Source organism: Pedobacter frigidisoli (genome assembly GCF_004331675.1).
GTDB classification, from domain to species: domain Bacteria; phylum Bacteroidota; class Bacteroidia; order Sphingobacteriales; family Sphingobacteriaceae; genus Pedobacter; species Pedobacter frigidisoli.
The window spans coordinates 34,745-52,096 of record NZ_SJSN01000012.1 but is presented as its reverse complement, the minus strand read 5'-3'; the positions used below and the strand labels follow the sequence as shown (position 1 = coordinate 52,096).

General features: G+C 40.6%; 17 protein-coding genes and 1 pseudogene. 10 read left to right on the top strand and 8 right to left on the bottom strand.

The genetic code is table 11. The features are described from left to right. Positions 1-19: 19 nt before the first annotated feature. Positions 20-85 carry a DUF2256 domain-containing protein gene (locus tag EZ449_RS23530; RefSeq protein WP_205943021.1) on the bottom strand — a complete coding sequence of 22 codons (66 nt, stop codon included), beginning with the start codon at positions 83-85 and terminating at the stop codon, positions 20-22. 878 nt (positions 86-963) lie between these two features. On the opposite strand from EZ449_RS23530, the gene EZ449_RS15515 reads away from it, so the two are divergent. The 6 genes and pseudogenes from EZ449_RS15515 to EZ449_RS15490 all read left to right on the top strand — a co-directional run bounded on the left by EZ449_RS15515 (position 964) and on the right by EZ449_RS15490 (position 8,243). Then, complete coding sequence (locus EZ449_RS15515) at positions 964-1,371, top strand: plasmid mobilization relaxosome protein MobC (RefSeq protein ID WP_131560464.1); 408 nt, start codon at positions 964-966, stop codon at positions 1,369-1,371. Continuing rightward, positions 1,356-2,594, top strand: a complete 1,239-nt coding sequence (locus EZ449_RS15510) for a relaxase/mobilization nuclease domain-containing protein (protein WP_131560462.1) — start codon at positions 1,356-1,358, stop codon at positions 2,592-2,594. Before EZ449_RS15515 ends, EZ449_RS15510 begins: the two co-directional genes overlap by 16 nt. 3 nt (positions 2,595-2,597) lie before the next feature. Further along, positions 2,598-4,619 carry a conjugal transfer protein MobC gene (mobC, locus tag EZ449_RS15505; RefSeq protein WP_131560460.1) on the top strand — a complete coding sequence of 674 codons (2,022 nt, stop codon included), beginning with the start codon at positions 2,598-2,600 and terminating at the stop codon, positions 4,617-4,619. 83 nt (positions 4,620-4,702) lie between these two features. Continuing rightward, complete coding sequence (locus EZ449_RS15500) at positions 4,703-6,355, top strand: hypothetical protein (protein ID WP_131560458.1); 1,653 nt, start codon at positions 4,703-4,705, stop codon at positions 6,353-6,355. A gap of 498 nt (positions 6,356-6,853) precedes the next feature. Beyond that, positions 6,854-7,150 (top strand): annotated as a pseudogene (locus EZ449_RS15495) (Hsp20/alpha crystallin family protein). 223 nt (positions 7,151-7,373) lie between these two features. Continuing rightward, complete coding sequence (locus EZ449_RS15490; RefSeq protein ID WP_131560456.1) at positions 7,374-8,243, top strand: restriction endonuclease; 870 nt, start codon at positions 7,374-7,376, stop codon at positions 8,241-8,243. A gap of 36 nt (positions 8,244-8,279) precedes the next feature. On the opposite strand, the gene EZ449_RS15485 is transcribed toward EZ449_RS15490, so the two are convergent. Then, positions 8,280-8,522 carry a hypothetical protein gene (locus EZ449_RS15485; RefSeq protein ID WP_131560453.1) on the bottom strand — a complete coding sequence of 81 codons (243 nt, stop codon included), beginning with the start codon at positions 8,520-8,522 and terminating at the stop codon, positions 8,280-8,282. Positions 8,523-8,670: 148 nt separating this feature from the next. Between EZ449_RS15485 and EZ449_RS15480 the strand changes: the two genes are divergently transcribed. Further along, positions 8,671-8,916, top strand: a complete 246-nt coding sequence (locus tag EZ449_RS15480) for a DUF3253 domain-containing protein (protein WP_131560451.1) — start codon at positions 8,671-8,673, stop codon at positions 8,914-8,916. Here the strand turns inward: EZ449_RS15480 and EZ449_RS23525 are convergent. From EZ449_RS23525 to EZ449_RS15460, 4 genes are all read right to left on the bottom strand, one after another. After that, on the bottom strand, positions 8,909-9,184 hold the full coding sequence (locus EZ449_RS23525; RefSeq protein ID WP_131560609.1) for a peptide-methionine (S)-S-oxide reductase: 276 nt from the start codon (positions 9,182-9,184) through the stop codon (positions 8,909-8,911). The genes EZ449_RS15480 and EZ449_RS23525 overlap by 8 nt on opposite strands. 182 nt (positions 9,185-9,366) lie before the next feature. Next, entirely contained in the window at positions 9,367-10,275 is a 909-nt protein-coding gene (locus tag EZ449_RS15470; protein ID WP_131560449.1) for a restriction endonuclease, read from the bottom strand. Positions 10,276-10,534: 259 nt separating this feature from the next. Next, complete coding sequence (locus EZ449_RS15465; RefSeq protein WP_165499778.1) at positions 10,535-11,593, bottom strand: sensor histidine kinase; 1,059 nt, start codon at positions 11,591-11,593, stop codon at positions 10,535-10,537. 212 nt (positions 11,594-11,805) lie between these two features. Then, positions 11,806-12,525, bottom strand: coding sequence for a LytR/AlgR family response regulator transcription factor (locus EZ449_RS15460; protein WP_131560445.1), 720 nt, complete (start codon positions 12,523-12,525; stop codon positions 11,806-11,808). Positions 12,526-12,822: 297 nt separating this feature from the next. Here EZ449_RS15460 and EZ449_RS15455 point away from each other — a divergent pair, with 297 nt between their 5' ends. The 3 genes from EZ449_RS15455 to EZ449_RS15445 all read left to right on the top strand — a co-directional run bounded on the left by EZ449_RS15455 (position 12,823) and on the right by EZ449_RS15445 (position 14,406). Further along, entirely contained in the window at positions 12,823-13,413 is a 591-nt protein-coding gene (locus EZ449_RS15455) for a Crp/Fnr family transcriptional regulator (protein ID WP_131560443.1), read from the top strand. A gap of 217 nt (positions 13,414-13,630) precedes the next feature. Further along, positions 13,631-14,092 carry a MauE/DoxX family redox-associated membrane protein gene (locus EZ449_RS15450; protein WP_131560441.1) on the top strand — a complete coding sequence of 154 codons (462 nt, stop codon included), beginning with the start codon at positions 13,631-13,633 and terminating at the stop codon, positions 14,090-14,092. A gap of 20 nt (positions 14,093-14,112) precedes the next feature. Further along, positions 14,113-14,406, top strand: a complete 294-nt coding sequence (locus tag EZ449_RS15445) for a hypothetical protein (RefSeq protein WP_131560438.1) — start codon at positions 14,113-14,115, stop codon at positions 14,404-14,406. Positions 14,407-14,475: 69 nt separating this feature from the next. On the opposite strand, the gene EZ449_RS15440 is transcribed toward EZ449_RS15445, so the two are convergent. Together EZ449_RS15440 and EZ449_RS15435 are read right to left on the bottom strand one after the other, a co-directional pair. Next, positions 14,476-15,963, bottom strand: a complete 1,488-nt coding sequence (locus EZ449_RS15440; RefSeq protein WP_131560436.1) for a TlpA family protein disulfide reductase — start codon at positions 15,961-15,963, stop codon at positions 14,476-14,478. After that, entirely contained in the window at positions 15,963-17,345 is a 1,383-nt protein-coding gene (locus EZ449_RS15435) for a RagB/SusD family nutrient uptake outer membrane protein (protein ID WP_131560434.1), read from the bottom strand. Before EZ449_RS15435 ends, EZ449_RS15440 begins: the two co-directional genes overlap by 1 nt. Between the last annotated feature and the right edge of the window lie 7 nt (positions 17,346-17,352).

The following is a 17,352-nucleotide window of genomic DNA, read 5'->3' as shown; positions in this document are numbered from 1 at the left end:
AATCATTTTTTACCACTTTCTAACTACGTCTTTTTTGCTTACACTTATCGCTACAGTATTTCACCTCATCCCATACCTCTACCATTTCTTGCGCCAGAAGAACGGCCTGCAGCTGATAGCGCAGATCTCGCTTGCAGGTTTTCCTTTTTGACGTTCTTCAATCATTTATTCTCAACGTAAATTTTGTGCCGATGTACATTCCTGAATGCCGGTATTTAAACAAACAAAGTTCCACTACTTCTAGGCTGCCTTTTAAAATTTTCTGTTTAAGGCTGTACATTGGGTAGATTTTTTGGATATGGATATTTTTGTTTCGGAAGCTTATGTCCAGATCGATCTATTTTTCGGAAATGAAGTTTATGTGTAATTTGGTTCGCCGTCTAATAAAGCTGTTTTAATCATAAGGTTGACTTGGTTGAAGTGCTCTTCGTCGAGATCTGGTTACTCTAGGCCGAGTGATTTATGCGATGGCCGGTAGCTGGTGGAATAGGCACCAAAAAATGGATAGACGAGGTCGTTGGATTCTGCCATTCTTAAATCTAACCAATTCTTGTCGTATACTTTAGTGCCAGCCTTGGAGATTGTCAATCCGCTTGAATTTGACTCTCTATTTTTGACAATAAAATCTTGCGATTATGAATGGTCAATCTGTTAAAAAAATTTCTAATTCTACTTTGAGGCTGGGCATTAGGCTTCGCCCAAAACCTACACAAATGCGCATGAAGATCCGGCCACTATTAAGGTCTTTCCTTCCTATTTCCGAATTAAGGAACAATACTAAAAATGAATCCGATAATTAACCGATTTAACCTGTTCCAGAGGAACTTCCAAGGAAGATTTATGGCAAACCCCTGTTTGCAGCAAGATGTCTTTTTGTAGACAAAAATTATCTTGCCCTGCCAGCGCAGGGGACTTTGCCTCGGAACTCGCAAAGTCTGAAATCAACAAAATGTTAATAGGAGCATGGGGAGAAAAAAAGCGAAGAACCAGGACGAACTTTTGGTGCACCTGCTTAGGGTGAGGGTAAATGATGCGACGATGAAGCGGCTGGAAAAACTGCTGGCAGAATCCAGTTGCCGGAGCATTGGCGAAGTTGGTAGGAAGCTACTTTCCAGGGAGCGGATCAATTGCTTTTATCGTGATGCTTCACTGGCCGGGCCAATGGAGGAACTGGCGTTGATCCGAAAGGAACTCAAGTCCATCGGCATCAATATCAACCAGCAGACGCGGTATTTCAATGCGGTGAAATCGCATGCCGAAAAAGCGTTTCACGCCGAGAGGACGGTGGAGCTTTATCAGAAAATCGATGCCAGGATGGAACGGCTATTTGGGCTTATCTCTAAACTCGCGGGGAAATGGTTGCAAGGATAAGCAGTGGAAAATCCATTCGGGGCGTGCTGGTCTACAACGAGGACAAGGTGGAAAAGGGGGAAGCGAAAGTGGTGCTGGCAAGTGGCTTTGCAACTGAGATTGATAGGTTAAACTTCCACCAGAAGCTCTTCCGCTTTGAGCAGCTGACGATGCTGAATTCCCGTAGCAAGGTCAATGCGATGCACATTTCGCTGAACTTTCACGCCGATGATAAACTGGATGCGGGGAGGATGCAAGAGATTGCCTCGGAGTATATGGAAAAAATAGGTATGGGCGAGCAGCCCTTTATCGTCTATGAGCATTTTGATTCGGCCCATCCGCATTTGCACATTGCTACGGTGCTTATCGAGCGGGATGGGAAGCGGATCAATACCGAGGGGATCGGAAGAAAACTTTCCGAGCCTGCAAGAAAAGAGCTGGAAATCAAATATGGACTGGTCAAGGCTGAGGGAAGAAAGCTGCTTAATGAACCTTATTTAAGGGTTGCGGAATATGGGGCTTTGCCGACCAAGAAACAGTTGAATAATATTACAAAGGCCGTAATGCGGGATTATGCCTATACCTCTTTTGCGGAATACAGGGCGGTGCTGGCGCAGTTCAATGTTTTGGTTGATCGGGGATTTGAGGATTCGGTGATGTTCGAGAAAAAGGGTTTGGTGTATTCGGTTGCGGATTCAAGCGGTAATCCAGTCGGGGTGCCATTTAAGGCGAGTGCTTTTTACAGGGGGGCAACGATGAGGGAACTGGAAAAAAGGTTTGAAAAGAATGCTGAACTACGACTGGCCCATAAGCAGAGCCTCAAGGAAAGGATTGATTCGGTGGTAAATCGGTATAGTGCAGTGAGGAAAGAAACGCTGGTTAAAGAATTGGCTAGGGAACAGGTGGCTTTGGTGCTGAGGAGAAATGAGGCGGGGCTGATTTATGGGCTGACCTTTGTGGACCATAAGCACCGAACGGTTTTCAATGGGAGCGATCTGGGCAAAGGGTATTCGGCTAAGGTGGTGACTGGGATGTTTTCGGCTAGGGATGAGCCGAAAGTTTATTCAAGGAAAGAGGTGCAGAGCAATTATTTGGACAAGGATTTAGGGCTGGGCGAAAGGCGGGGCAAAGAAGAGGAAAGTTTGTTGGATGGGCTTTTGGAAAAGGCGGAATATGATGATCCAACTGTCATTGGCAAGAAAAGGAAGAGAAGGCCTGGAGAGGAACAATCACAAAATTTTTAGCTTATGAACACTGGAGAGGATGTGCAGGGATTGCGCAAGATCATTGATTTTACGAGGTTGCTGAGTATTTTTATTCTGGCGATACACTTTTATTTAAGTTGTTACCAGGCTTTTGCGGTTTGGGAATGGACCGCTGGGGTAACTGATAAGATTATCGGGAACATTGCAAGGACCGGTTTGTTTGAAGGCTTTTTCAGGGCGAAGCTGGCGGCTTTGCTATTATTGGTGGTTTCATTGGTCGGGGTGAAGGGGAGGAAGGATGAGAAGATTGAGGTTCGTCCAATTGTTTTTTATATTTTGTTTGGGGCGGTGCTGTACTTTGCAAGTACGCTGAGCTTTTTCTGCCCTGCCCCGAAAACCCTTATTGCGGTCTGTTATATTGGACTGACATCCATAGGTTATTTACTGATCTTAAGGGGCGGAGGGCAGCTTTCAAGATTGCTAAAGGACAAGCTGAACCAGGATATCTTCAACGAGGAGAACCAGACCTTTCCTCAAGAGGAAAGGTTATTGGAAAATGAATATTCCATTAACTTGCCAGCAAGGTATAGGCTAGGGAAACTGCTGCGGGATAGCTGGATCAATATCATCAATCCTTTTAGAGGGCTACTTGTGGCAGGAACTCCGGGTGCGGGTAAAAGTTATTTTGTCATCAGGCACATCATCGATCAGCATATCAAAAAGGGTTTTTCGATGTTTATCTATGATTTCAAGTTCGATGACCTTTCGAGGATTGCCTACAACAAGTTGCTGAAATATGCAGGCAATTACAAGATTCGCCCAAAGTTCTTTGTGATCAATTTTGATGATCTGAATAGAACGCACAGGTGCAATCCCTTGGACCCGCAGGCGATGGAGGACATTACCGATGCGACCGAGGCTTCGCGTACGATCATGATGGGACTGAACCGCGACTGGATCAAAAAGCAGGGGGACTTTTTTGTGGAATCCCCGATCAATTTTTTAACGGCCTGCATCTGGTACTTGAGGAAATACGAAGATGGAAGATATTGTACTTTGCCGCATGTGATCGAGCTGATGCAGTCGGACTATGATCCGCTTTTTGCGGTGCTGAAGACCCAGGAGGAGATCAAGGTGCTCATCAATCCCTTTGTTTCTGCCTACCGTAATAATGCGATGGCGCAGCTGGAGGGACAAATAGCCTCGGCCAAAATCGGGCTGGCTAGGCTTTCTTCGCCGCAGTTGTATTATGTTTTGAGCGGAAATGATTTTACGCTGGACGTTAATAATCCCATGGAGCCGAAGATTGTCTGTGTGGGGAACAATCCGCAGAAACTGCAGGTCTATGGGGCGGTACTTTCGCTGTATATCTCTAGGATGATCAAGCTGGTGAACCAGAAAGGAAAACTGAAGTCTTCTCTGGTGTTTGATGAGTTTCCGACAATCTACTTCAATAACATGGATAGCTTGATTGCTACGGCTAGGAGCAATAAGGTTTCTACGTGCCTAGCGGTGCAGGATTTCTCGCAGCTGAAAAAGGACTATGGTTCGGAGCAGGCAGATGTGATTACAGGAATAGTGGGCAATGTGATTGCTGGGCAGGTGACGGGTTCTACGGCAAAGACATTGAGTGAGAATTTTGGAAAGATTTCCCAGGCCAAAGATTCGATGAACATCAATTCCTCGGATACCTCCATTACTAAGGCGACACAAATGGATTATGCGATTCCTGCAAGCAAGATCGCAACACTTTCTTCGGGCGAGTTTGTGGGGGTCGTTGCGGATAATCCCGAGCAGAAGATTAAGCTGAAGATGTTCCACTCGGAGGTACAGAACGACCATGGGGCGATCGCTTTGGAGGAAAAGGGGTATAGGGAAATTCCAATGGTTAAAAAGGTGACTGCGGAAATGGTGGAGGAAAACTATAAGCAGATCAAGCGGGAAATTTTTGATCTATTGAAAACAGAGTGTGCAAAACAGGAAGTTAAAACTGAGGTGAAAGAGATCGAGAAGAGGGCGAAATTCAGGCCAAGCAAGGGAGAGGAGCCGAGTGTTTCTTATTAGCTCTGAGCAAATGACTTGTATTAGTCAAAAACATTATCTTTATTGACTTATGTTTATCATTTTATTGTACAAGGTTTTTTAGAATGGGCGGGAGAGAAGGTTTCAAAGGATATATTTTACAGGCATTAGTTTGCATACTTTCTGGGTTGAGAAATGATGACTGGGCTTATATTGCTTTGGAACCAGATGATGAACTCCAAAAAGTAGACATTCAATGGTCAAAAGAAGATGATTTGACAGTTTGCCAAGTCAAGTCAACTGTTAATGACTTTCAGAAAGGCCCAGTTTTATCAATCCTCCAGGACTTGGTTAGGGAAGTTCCCGGTGCGTCTAAGTTCACTGTCTTGTTACTTGGAAACAGTAGCAGTGCGACCCGGAAATACTTTTCAGAACTGTGCGAGGAAAATGAAGAAAACCTAGGTAAAATCTTTCCGACATCAATTCATTTAGGTGGAAAGCTTGAAGTCAAATTCAATCCCATAAGTATTGATGATACACTCGCTTTAATCTGCAATGAACTTCATAGGTACTTGTCAGAAAAGGGATATCGGGTTAACCACGAAACTATAAATTTGATTGCATTGGGCCTCATGGCTCAATTTTCAAGATTTGCAACCAATGGAACAAAGGTTAGTCGCATGGACTTTGAAAGTGGAATTATAAAGTGGGCGGCATATAATTATCCTGAAGCCATGACAAATGATATGGCTGGATTAGAATTGCTGTTTTATAATCCCGATACCATGGAGGCTTCATCTGAAAATTGCACAGTTTATAGATTAACTGATATTACAGAAGAAGAGATTTATACTAACAAGTTAATTAAGCTGCGAGAGCTTTATTTTGATATTGATCGGATAAAACTAGCACCTAGAGCGTCGACAAAGGAACAGATTGAAGATAAGCAAAATCCGCTTCGAATTATGCCTTTAACGGATTTTAAATCAATGTTTGGTGACAAAAGTTATGCTGGTTGTTCTGAAAATGAAATTTCACAAACAACTGCTAAGTGCAAATCTATCGTAGGTTGTGATTTACCAGTGGATTTCTTCAACGTTGGCAACCTTGAGGAATCTCGTGATTACCGTTTGGCTTTTCCTTTCGGTGGCAACAGGGCATTCTTCGGGTCAGTGGAGCAGGAGAGTAAGCAAAAGATGATCGAAGAGTTTATTTGGTTATTGGATGAGTGTGAGGATTTGTTGGATGTTTGGGGATCATTACAGGAATATCTTTTGATTCCATTAATCATTTCCAACCAGAGCAATAAATTACATCAGGATATAGACCTGCAACTTCAAATGGATGTCAACACTGAACTTCTTAATGGTAAGAATTTTCCATATCCTAACGACATAGATAATATTGAATATTTCTCATGTGAAGAAAATGTTCTTGAGCAATCTTTGCAACTTCAGAAAGATAAATGTATCGATGGTTATGACTATAGGAGCATGTTACCAATGAAAATGAATTTTAATCTTCCGTTCACAAGAACGAAGGAATCGGAATTAGGTTACTTGAACTCTGTAGTCGAGAGAATTTTCGATTATGAAGAAGTCCCTGGAATGCAAGGTAAAACTACTGTGGAATGTAAATTTAAAGCATTGAAGCCCAAAGGTAAAATGGCTTTGCCATCCTATTTATTGGTAAAAAGTAATGCCCCATTCTCCATAGAATATGAATTGCGATCAAATCAGGGTGCTGGTTTTACTGGAAAGCTTTTAGTCAAAGAATAGCCGACTATTTCCACAATTCCTTTATCAAAGCCTTTCGCTCTCAATAGGCCTGCAAAACCTTCGGTTCTTGCTTCTTGCTCCTACGGGAGGCGTAGGTTTACGGCTGAGTTTCTCTATTCTGGGCATATCCTAGCGGTTAGCCCTTGTGGGATTGAGATCAAGCTTATTAACGTTTGACTGAAAATTTGGCAAGTAGATACTGAAATTTTTTCATTCTCTCTGAAATTTTTTCAGCACCTAAATTGTTAAAATGCATTGGCACAGCACTTGTGGAATTGATTTTGGGACTATTTCCCACTTTTAATTAATCATAGTTTCAATCATTAACAAAAAATTTAAGGAGGAAAAACCAATGACACTGGTTAAATCAATGCAGACAAAAACAACCAAAGAGGCTTAGTGCCATCATTCAACAACCTGTTCGATCAGGTATTCACAGACAGTTTTTTTTCGGGCCGCGACATGGCGCTAGTGCCAGCGGTGAACATCTAAGAAACAGTGGAACATTTTCAGATCGAGCTTGCAGCTCCAGGTCTTGCCAAGGAAGATTTTAAGATAAACCTTGAACGCAAGCTGTTGACCATTTCTGTACAAAAAGAACAGTCGAGCGAGGAAGATGGAAAGAATTTTTCAAGGAAAGAGTTCAGCTATAGTTCCTTCACCCATTAGTTTACATTGCCTGATTCTGCGGATGATACCAATATCCAAGCGAAATACAGAGATGGGTGGCTTAAGCTGGAAATCCCGAAAAGGGAAGAGGCGAAAATGGCAACCCGCCAAATCTTGATTAGCTAATATGGCTTAATCGATCTAGCCACCCTTTGGGTGGCTTTTTTGTTTTAAATTGCTTTTTTTGCCGGCATACATTATCAAAAAATTCTTCCAGTGGATGCAAACTTCGGGCAGTTCATATAGAGCGAAAATGGTAACCTTCTTTTTTATTGAATTCATATTCCAAGTCGAACCAGTGATTTTAAACTGTAGAAAAATATTTAGCTTTATATTCAAATTTTAAATTATGGCAGACGAAGGCAGCAAGGAACTTAATTGGAAAGAATACGAAGATATTACCCGATTTATTTATGGAAACCTTGGGCATAAGGATGGGATAAAAATTGTAGGTTATGGACAGCATTGCAAGGTGAAGGGCAGCTCGGGTATATCCCATCAGATAGATGTGCTCACTGAACAGACTATCAATGGCATTAAGCACCTGACAGCCATTGAGTGCAAGTTCTTGGCGAAGAAAGTGGACAAAGATATTGTGATGAAGCTCCAGTCGATCATGACTGATGCAGGTATTCAAAGCGGTATCATTGTCTGCAGGTCAGGTTACACAAAAGATACGAAGACCTATGCGGAGCATGTGGGCATAAAACTGGTGGAACTTTGGGAAGCGGGCGAAACAGACGTTAAGCAGGGGCAGGCCATCAATTTTGGGATGTTGGACTTGCACATAGACGTTACACTTACCCGTCCAATCATCACCGAGATCGATTTTGGGTTTGAAAAGATGACGGACGAGCAGCAGATTATGGCTATGCATTATGTAAAAATGTACTCGCTAGACGGTAGGGAAATCAAGTTTTCCAAATGTATAAGGGCTTTTTCGGATGCTTTGGAGAACGAAGAAGCATTTGATAAAACAGTAACCAGAAAATTTGCCCCTAGCGAAAAGCTGATATGGAATTATAAGGGTGAGCAGAGGGAAATCAATGAGATTTCCTTTACAGGTTTGCTAAAACGTACTAAATCTAAGGAAACCAAGTATTTTCAACTTGTGGACCACGTTTGGCTGGTCATGGAGGAGATATTTGAAAAAAGACGCATGACGCTTTCGAAAAGCGGGATGATGTATAACTTTCCATATGGACAACAGAAGAAATAGTTTAGCTCAAGCTTGGCTTTTTTAGGCAAAGCTTTTTTATTCGATCACTGCCTTGTCAAAGCTAACTGGTGCGACCTTTGGAAATTCCATAAAATTGATTTTTGTAATTGTTGAATTTGCAGCATAAGGAAGAAGTGCTGCGCTGTAAAGTGATTTAAGTTCCTGATCATAGGCTCCGCTGGTATCGAATTCATGGAACTGTTCAGATTCTTTTTTGTCTTCGGTGATAAGTTCAATGCGCACCGATTTTGGTGAGACGTATTGGTAATAGTATTTCATTTGGGCGTTTTAGATGCTTTAAGATACTATTTTCTTTTCTTGTGTTGGCTCGGCTACGCTTTTTTATCCAGCAATGGTAAGGTGATAAAAGTTTGGATATCGAATAGGCTTTCTGTAAATCAAATCAGCTATTGATTGTTGCTGTACTATGCCACAACATCCCGATATCGCAAAAACTATCTTAGCTACCGCCGGTGAAAGGGGGAAGGAAAAGAGCACCTGTCCATCGGAAATTGCAAGATCTTTGTTTCCGGCAGATTGGCGCAAACATATGGAAAAAGTTCGTGGGGTTGCGATTGATCTCCAGATACAGGGAAAAGTAATAATCACGCAAAAGGGAAAACCTGTAGATATTGAAAAGATCAAGGGGCCAATTAGGATCAAGATTATCTGACCTTAACATGCTTTCCAAATTTTTGCATTAGCAGTGAAAGCTTTGGCGAGATGTAGGTGTTGCAAAAGGGTGTATCGGGGTTTTTCTGGTGATAGTTGAGGAAAGTTTTCTGGTTGAGTTCAAAAGTTTTGAATGGAACAACCCTGGTAATTATCGGATGGCTAAATCCATCTTTAAGGTTTTCAATGGCCTGTATTGCCTTATCCTTTTGGCCAGCACTAATGTAATAGATTGCCGAGCGGTATACCCTACGATATGTTCGGCCTATAGCTTAGCTCTTGAGAAATTATTGATTATTTGTTAACCGATCATTTCAGTCCGTTCTCTTTCAGGACATATTCCTGGTTACCTAAAGGCAAAAAGGTTAAGTAGCATTTCTCAATTTTTTTCCATTTTAGCAAAGTGAAGTTGAAAATGGTTAGGTTTTGAAAAAGTGAAATTGTCAAATTGCTATTTATTATTACGTCTGATCCAGTTGATAATATAGTTAATATCCCTTAGTTCTATTTTTTTTGGATCGTACTTTTTGCTGTAGCTAACAGAATCCTTTGTGAAATAAGAAGTGGTGAAGATGGCGCCTTTGTGAGCGGATTCGTCCGAGATAACCGTTTGCAATTCTCGTAGTATGCCTACACCAATCTTGCGTGCTGCAGCATTTCGTTTACATTCTCCTATCAGTTTAAATTCCATATCGTCCATACTCTTCAAACATATCAGGTCATGACCGCCATCCCTTGTCTGTTTGGTCAGCTCGACCTGCCAGCCATCAAGCACCATCAACTCGGCCATCAGTTCTTCAAACTCTCTTGGTCTCAGCTCATAAAGCTTCTTGTGATCGTGATAGATCTGCTCTAGCCGAAGCTTTATCCTGGGAATTTCTTTATAGATAATGATCTTGTCGGCTTCGGGCAGTTCATCTGGTACAAAGTCGTAACTGGTGAGCTCAAGCTTTTCTTTTTCATTTTCAAGCAGCTCTGGAAAATTGTCCAGAAGTTTTTGAAGATGGCCTGGGTAGGTGAAATCCATTATCCTTTCAAAGGTTGTTTTTTTCCTAAAAAGATTCCTTATTCCAGGTTTGTAGGCACGTAACGCAGCTACGCTCATGATACCTTGCCGAGAGTAGATATTTGCAAGTAGGCTGCTGTAACCTGCAACTTCACTTGGGGTAGAGGCGATCTTAGAGATTTTCTCTTGTACCTCTATCATTTTGCGCATAGCAGGGCTTATAAAGCGATCTGGATCTGGGACTGGCATTCCATTTAATATTTGCTTAAAGCTAGTAAATCGTTCCGTTTCTACAAATGCTTTTGATCGCCTGCCGCTATTCTTGGCCTGCAAAAGTTTTGGTTTCCACATCATCTTTCTAGAGCTAGGGCTGATAAGGGCTTTGCTTTTCCCATCTGGGAACACGCCAATCGGGTAATGTTATTTACGCATGCTATTGGAAATCATCATAAGGAACTAAAAAAATAGCTTTATAATAATTATAAGGTTCTGCTCAGCGATAAAATAATGAACCAAACTGGGAGGCGTACAAAGAAATCACCAAATATATCTCACTCTCCTCGGGAGGATTTGTTGGGATGGTGGCAGATAATCCGGATAAAAGATTGCCTTTTCATAGGTTGATTTTTAATTCAGTTTTAAAAACGTTTTTCTCGGCGCCATAAACAAAAAGGTGCTTGCCGGGATATGATTGCGCCAATCGAGCTACAATATTTTTTAGACCTGTATGCTCTGATTTGGAGGGCGGAGTGCTGGCTATTAGATTGAGTGTTCTGAAAGTTATGGATTTATCCGTAACCAATAATTCCATCTTTGCATGGTGTGCATCGTCCAATAGGTTACCATGTTTGAACACGTTTTCTACAAGTGTCAACAATAAGATGGGAATGATTTTGGCCTTCAGGTATTCGATCTTTTTTATAAAGCGCAAGTTGAGACGGTTGTTGCTTCTTAGGCAGTTCAGTTGGATCATATGTTCAATTTGCTCCACTTCACGATCCAAGGGGACAAGGTCTTTATGGCTCGTCTCCAATGCATAGTCCATTATCTCTGCCAGACAATCAATGGCCTGGTCAGATTGCTCTGGGTTTTTCTTAGAGACTGCTTTAATGAAGTCAAGCGTGTTGAATAGGAGATGAGGATTAATCTGGGCTCTTAGGTAATCTTTTTGAGCTGTCAATAACTTGTTTTCTAATTTTTCCACCTTAATCGCATGCTGCATTTCAGCTTCTTTTCGAATGAGAAACTGCTTTAAAAAATAAAAGCCTGTTCCAAAGGTTATAAAAAATAGTGCTCTGTAGATAACGATTGCAAAATAGGCGATATTAAATTTTAAGCCACTTTCCGGTTGCTCATTGAAAATATGCAGCAAGATCAGGCTAGTTGCTACAGCGCACAAACAATAAGCTGTAATTTCAAGTAAAATCAGCACCAAAAGCTGTATCATTCGTAGTACCCCTATACCAGTGGCAAGTCGCATTACGAAATTACCGTGTAAGTAAAACAGTCCTATGTTCATCGAACAGAACAATACATAATAGGGTAGGCTATTAAAGCGCTGTTTGACTAGACCAGCAACTATAACCTCTATAAAAATAAAGGCTGCCCAGCATATGAAATGAACGACTGCCGGCTTAATGCGTGGTTTAAGCGTCTCAGATAAAATTTCCATGTTCTGCATAATAAAAGTGTGGATAATTTCCACATAGGCTAGAATTGACCATCAAATCAGTGGTTATGAAAGCAAAAAAATATTTAAAACTTACGAAAAGAACCGTCTTCGTATTTAAATCTCAAAAAACTAAAACACATCAATCAACAGAACCAACGACCTCCTTAACAGATACCTTGACAACAACAAGCAGGATACTATAATTCTCAATTTCATGGAATCCTTTTCTTTAAGAAATCTTCGAAAGAAGATTTGTAAGTTCTACTTACAGAAAACTTATTCCCATCACTCATTAAGATCTGTAGACCATCTATGTTTTTGACATAGTTGAATGAAATGATCTCTGAACGATTGATTCTTAGAAAACTAGTCTTGTTCCTGAGTAAACTGTCCATCTCTGTGAGACTTAGATAAGTTGTTTGAACTCCGGCAGTAGAGAAAACCTGAATGTAATTGGAAAGCGCTTTGACATGCGTAATCTTATCACATTCAATGGTAACATAGTTGTTTTTCAGGCTTCCTTTCACCAATATAAATTTATCATCCCTGGTTAATTCGTGTGCCTGCTCCCGAATCGCTAAAAGTTTTTGTATCTGCTGTATGAATTTTATCCTCTTCAAGGGCTTCATAAGATATCCGTCGACTCCTACCTCAAAGCTTTCCTCGCCATAATTTCTATGACCGGTAATGAAGACCAAAAAATCACAGTATGGTTTCAATAGCTGTGCTGCCTCTATGCCATTGATATAAGGCATACCAATATCTGATAGAATTAGATCAATATGCTTGTGATTATGCAAATAGTTCATTGCATCATAGGCATTCTCAAAACTTTGCTCATGTGTTACTCCTGGGGTAACTAGGATAAGCTCTTCAATTCGGGTAATCGAATAAGGTTCATCGTCGATGACGATGCATTTTAGTTCCGTCATATTATCTAAATTATCGGCTAGTATTATGCTAAAATAAACATTGTCTTTTTAAATACCAAAGGCTGACTGTTTTGAAAGTCATTCGCATAGCGATACTGGTCATTGGGATAAAATATCGGTCATCCGCAAAAAAATCTTGTGCTAGGAAACTTAGTTGCTGAATTTGCAGTGAGAAGTAATTGTTTATTTATTAACTAACATTTCAACTTTCAGTTTACCAAGCCGTCGGAAGCCAGGTACTTAAAGAGGGGTTTGCTAATCCCTCTTTTTTTTAAGTCGGAGTGCAACACCATTTTTATGATCTCAGATTTATACTATCAGGCGATTGTAGACCGGATAGATTCCTTTTGCGAAATATCCCCTGCTTTTTATATTGCTTTGAGACCTCTACTAAAGGTTTATAAATTTCCCAATTCTGAATACATTTTGAGAAAGGGAAGGAGCGCTAAGTTTGCCTGGTTTGTTATTGAGGGGTATTTAAGGGAAGTGACTAATAGTAATCCATCCAATCCAGCACATACAACGTGGTTCTGGTATCCTGGCGATTTTGTTCTCGCTTACCCCGTATTTTTTAACCAAAAAGAGGCAATCTCTGACATCGAGGTCTTACCAAATACGATCTTATTAGAAATAAGTTACGAGGATTTTCTCACGCTGAGACTTTCAAATCCAAGGGTTAACAAGTTAGAAGAAGAGTTGAAATTCTATTATGATAAAGCCAGGATAGACCATCACGAAGATCTTTTTAATTTGTCCGGCAAGCAAAAATATCAAAAATTCCATAATGCCCATCCAGCACTCTTCAATGTTGTCAAGCACAAAGACATAACGTCTTTTCTTGCGATGAAAGATTTTAGTTTCCGCCGTTATTATTCTCTTCTTCCTTAATTCAACTAATTGTAAATGAGTACATTTTCAAATTAAAAGTGTACAAATGTACTCTTTATTATTTTTTGGAATACTGAATTTTAACCTATTGATTCGGAGATGGTTCCGATTCGCTAATCAGAAAGGAGTGCCGTGACAACGAGTTTATTTATGATACTGGAGCTAATTGCTCCCGGTGGTGGATGCCGCCAATTTGATGAACATCTAATCAATTATTATGAAAACATTAAATATTAAGGTTTTTTCCATCAAGCATGGGTCAAAGTACAATGGATTACTCCTCTCGCTTATAAATATCATTCTTGCTTCGCTTTTTGCCTACACGGCATATGAAAAGATAATGGACCATGAACGGTTTATGAATGGTATTGCCAAGGTAGAGATAATAGGAGGTTTTGCTTTATTCATCAGTTGGACTATTCCAATTGTTGAATTTCTGATCGCAGTACTTATCCTGATACCTGAAACTGCCAGAATTGGACTTTGGAGCTTTTTGGGGATGATGTTGGTTTTTAGTGTGTATATAGTGATCGCATTGATGTGGGCGAGTAAGCTTCCCTGCCACTGTGGAGGTGTCATCGAGTCTTTAAGCTGGACGGAACATTTGTGGTTTAACATGGGGTTCATCCTCTTATCACTTATTGCAATTCGTTTGGAGAATAACTTTAATATTAAATAACAAAATTTAGATTTTAAATTATGAACAAAGTTCAAAAAATGATCATGAGCTTCGCAGCAGTAGCTATGATCGTATCATTTAGCGCTTTCAAACCAAGCGGGAATGCAAAACTCTTAACTTATCGCTATGCCAATATTGATGGTAAATATCAGTTAAGGCCTATTGCAAATCCTGATTTGGGATGTTCAACTTCCAGTACAGTTCATTGTGTAATTACAACGGATGTAGATAAGGGTTCCGAGTTTCCTTATTCAGAATTGCCTGGGGATTGGCAACCAGTGGGTACCTCGTCATTGGCGATTTTTGAGGAGTAACCTAAAAGAAGGCAATTGAACCACATACAGATTTAATAAACGGGATAAATACTATCCCGTTTATTTGCCTTACAATGCATCTGAAATCATTCTTTTTAAGGCCGCTCCATTATCTATGCGGGGATTTGGCGCTCTCGAGCTGATCAGGTTTCCATCCTTGCCAATAATCATTATAGTGGGATAAAAATCAATACCAATGTACTTAAGTAATGGGTGTTGTCTCGCCATTCCTGAGGTGTACAAAATCAATTGCTTATCCGATGTATACCCACCCATTTTTATTCCATCCTGAAACTTTCTTAAATCGTCTGTATTTATACTTATAAAAAGCACATCTTGGTTGTAACTGAAATCGTTGATAAGTTTTTCGATACTAGGGGTCATCTCTAGACATCCCTGGCAACCATTGAACCAAAAGTCTATTACCAAAACCTTTCCCCTTAAAGTATTGAGCTTGACAGTTTTTCCGCTTTCATCAGTTAAACTGAAATCTTGGTCATGAAATTCCGTAAATCGCTGGTGCCATTTGACCAATAATTTTCTTGAAAATCCATCAGGAAGGACGGCAATAGTGGGTAGGTAATAGGACATGACTTCATTTTGCTGTTTTCCACTCTCTGTAAAAAACAATAATAGCAGATGATGAAGTGTCAGGCCCGAATAGTTGCTCGTAAGGTGTTCATAAAATTTCTTCATTGAAACTCGTTCGAAGGCATGACCTTCCGGAAATTCTTCGAATTCAACTCTTAACCAGTTTAACTTATAGAGATATAGGTAATATTCCGACGATAGTGTTGCAATTGGACCATCTTTGGGGAGAGGTAGGTCATTAGCATATTGTTGCTTGAAAAAACGTATTGCGGCAGAGCGCTGAGCAGGTATGCCTGCAGAATAATCATACGCTAGTATCTTAAGATAATAATATTCCTGATCAAACCTCACCTGCGAGGATATATGCTCGAAAACTTGCTCTGTCATTGTCGATCTGTAAGTCTCCAGTATTTGTTTTTGTATGGCCCATCGTGTATCTCTCATGATCTGCTGGAACTTAAAATTTTCATCGTATCTGTGACTGTTCTTCAAGCTGGTTATACGTGATGAAATTGCTTGTGACATTAATTCTGAGGCCATCTGGTATTGACAATCTAATTTTTCCGAACCTTTTCCGCGGAAAGATATCCACTTTCCCCTCACGTTCAAACTAACCTTTAGGTAGTCTTGATCTTCATAAATAAATTTCTTATGGAGCAGTTTTGTTTCGATGGGAAAAACCTCTTGACTTTGCCGATTGGTGAAATAGATACCTATGTAGAACAATTTGTTTTCAGGTTTGAAAACGAGTGAAAATTCCCCTTTTGCATTGACAGGACAGACAATTGTTTTAGGTGGCGTTGATTGGGGGGATAGGTAATGATCATATATTTCAAAGCATACGTTGCTGATGTCCATCTTTGATTCGTTGAACGTAATACTCCCCTCGATTGTAACTTCTGCTTGGGCAATAAGGGCAAGAAAAATAAGCCCATTTAGTAATATAAATTTAAATGCGCTCTTCATTATCTTATGTTTTGAATAATTCCACTTGCATTGATTTCATCATCAGGTATCGGGAAGGTATATCGGGGGCTGTTTGGTTCCAATGTGTGTTCAGTTCCGTTGAGGATTCTCTTTAATGTAATTGAACTACCACTCTTGTTGAGTCTCCGTAAATCTGACCACCTTAGGTTCCGCCAAACAAGTTCTTTTCTCCTTTCGATCAAGATCTTGGACAGTGCCTCCACAGGATTACTGGCAGTAACGGGGCTAAAAAAATTCGTAGCATATCGCTTGATGAGTAACTGGTTGAGTGTAGATATCGCTGCATTTGTATCACCGTCCCTGGCCTGACACTCTGCCTTAGTCAAATAGAGCTCATCTGTCGCGATACCGGAAAAGCCATAGCTGCCACCCCCAAAGTAACCTCGCTTCATACTATAACTGCCATTGGTGTTTTTTTCAAAGAAGATAGGTAGCCTAAGATCCTTTGTCTCATATAGTGCAATGAGAGAAGGACTAACTTTAACCCTTGTATTTGTTATTCTGGATATAGTAGTCTCATAAAAAAGTACTTGCCCACTATTTAATATCGTTTCGTCATTGGTGAATGAAAAAGGTGTGGCACTAGCTTGTGAAACGGTGTTGTAATCAATGAGTTTATTGTAATGCGACAATGCCATATCCGTATATTTATGTGCGTTTGCAAATTGATTCATGTTAAGGTAAATTCTTGAGAGTAACCCGAAAGCCGCCGCTTTACAAGGCTGGTATCGGTTGCTTGAAGGAAAGGTTGCTGTCAGTAGGCTTGCTGCTTCAGTTAGATCGGTAATAATCCGTGCATAACATGTTGCCAAGTCGGCTCGAGGTAAGATTTCATCTATACCTGGGGATAGCCTGAGTGGGATTCCTAGATCAAAAGTTGCCGCGGTTACCTCATATGGGGGAGCAAAGTTTTGCAATAGGTCATAAAAGGCAGCTGAACGGACAAAAAGCGCCCATCCCTTCACTTGGTTATATCTCTCTGGTTCCGTAGCTGGATCAAGCTTCTTCATGCTTTCGAGAACATTGTTGGCGTAAAATACAGAACTATATGGTATATTCCAGTCTGGTCGTGCCTGCTCTCCGCTAAATAAATCCCTTTGCCAGATATAGGCATTTCGCTCTGTGGCTGTTACTGTGCTCTGCCATGCAGCAAAATCTAGGTACTCGTAGTCATCACAAGATAGTTGACCCAACGCAGCGGTTCGATAAAGGCTTGAGTTGTTCAACATTGCTTCAAAATCTGATAAAGTGCTTGGAACAACCAGGTCCGATTTTGGCTTTACGTCCAAAAACCCATCTTTACAGCTATAGGTCATCGCCAGCATTAGTATGAATAGGACATGGATAATTGATTTTTTCATCTTGATT

Bases quoted from the DNA above. Each gene is read 5' to 3' on its own strand.
- EZ449_RS15515 (WP_131560464.1), top strand. From the start codon at position 964: ATGGGGAGAAAAAAAGCGAAGAACCAGGACGAACTTTTGGTGCACCTG.
- EZ449_RS15510 (WP_131560462.1), top strand. From the start codon at position 1,356: ATGGTTGCAAGGATAAGCAGTGGAAAATCCATTCGGGGCGTGCTGGTC.
- mobC (WP_131560460.1), top strand. From the start codon at position 2,598: ATGAACACTGGAGAGGATGTGCAGGGATTGCGCAAGATCATTGATTTT.
- EZ449_RS15500 (WP_131560458.1), top strand. From the start codon at position 4,703: ATGGGCGGGAGAGAAGGTTTCAAAGGATATATTTTACAGGCATTAGTT.
- EZ449_RS15490 (WP_131560456.1), top strand. From the start codon at position 7,374: ATGGCAGACGAAGGCAGCAAGGAACTTAATTGGAAAGAATACGAAGAT.
- EZ449_RS15485 (WP_131560453.1), bottom strand. From the start codon at position 8,522: ATGAAATACTATTACCAATACGTCTCACCAAAATCGGTGCGCATTGAA.
- EZ449_RS15480 (WP_131560451.1), top strand. From the start codon at position 8,671: ATGCCACAACATCCCGATATCGCAAAAACTATCTTAGCTACCGCCGGT.
- EZ449_RS15470 (WP_131560449.1), bottom strand. From the start codon at position 10,275: ATGATGTGGAAACCAAAACTTTTGCAGGCCAAGAATAGCGGCAGGCGA.
- EZ449_RS15465 (WP_165499778.1), bottom strand. From the start codon at position 11,593: ATGGAAATTTTATCTGAGACGCTTAAACCACGCATTAAGCCGGCAGTC.
- EZ449_RS15460 (WP_131560445.1), bottom strand. From the start codon at position 12,525: ATGACGGAACTAAAATGCATCGTCATCGACGATGAACCTTATTCGATT.
- EZ449_RS15455 (WP_131560443.1), top strand. From the start codon at position 12,823: ATGATCTCAGATTTATACTATCAGGCGATTGTAGACCGGATAGATTCC.
- EZ449_RS15450 (WP_131560441.1), top strand. From the start codon at position 13,631: ATGAAAACATTAAATATTAAGGTTTTTTCCATCAAGCATGGGTCAAAG.
- EZ449_RS15445 (WP_131560438.1), top strand. From the start codon at position 14,113: ATGAACAAAGTTCAAAAAATGATCATGAGCTTCGCAGCAGTAGCTATG.
- EZ449_RS15440 (WP_131560436.1), bottom strand. From the start codon at position 15,963: ATGAAGAGCGCATTTAAATTTATATTACTAAATGGGCTTATTTTTCTT.
- EZ449_RS15435 (WP_131560434.1), bottom strand. From the start codon at position 17,345: ATGAAAAAATCAATTATCCATGTCCTATTCATACTAATGCTGGCGATG.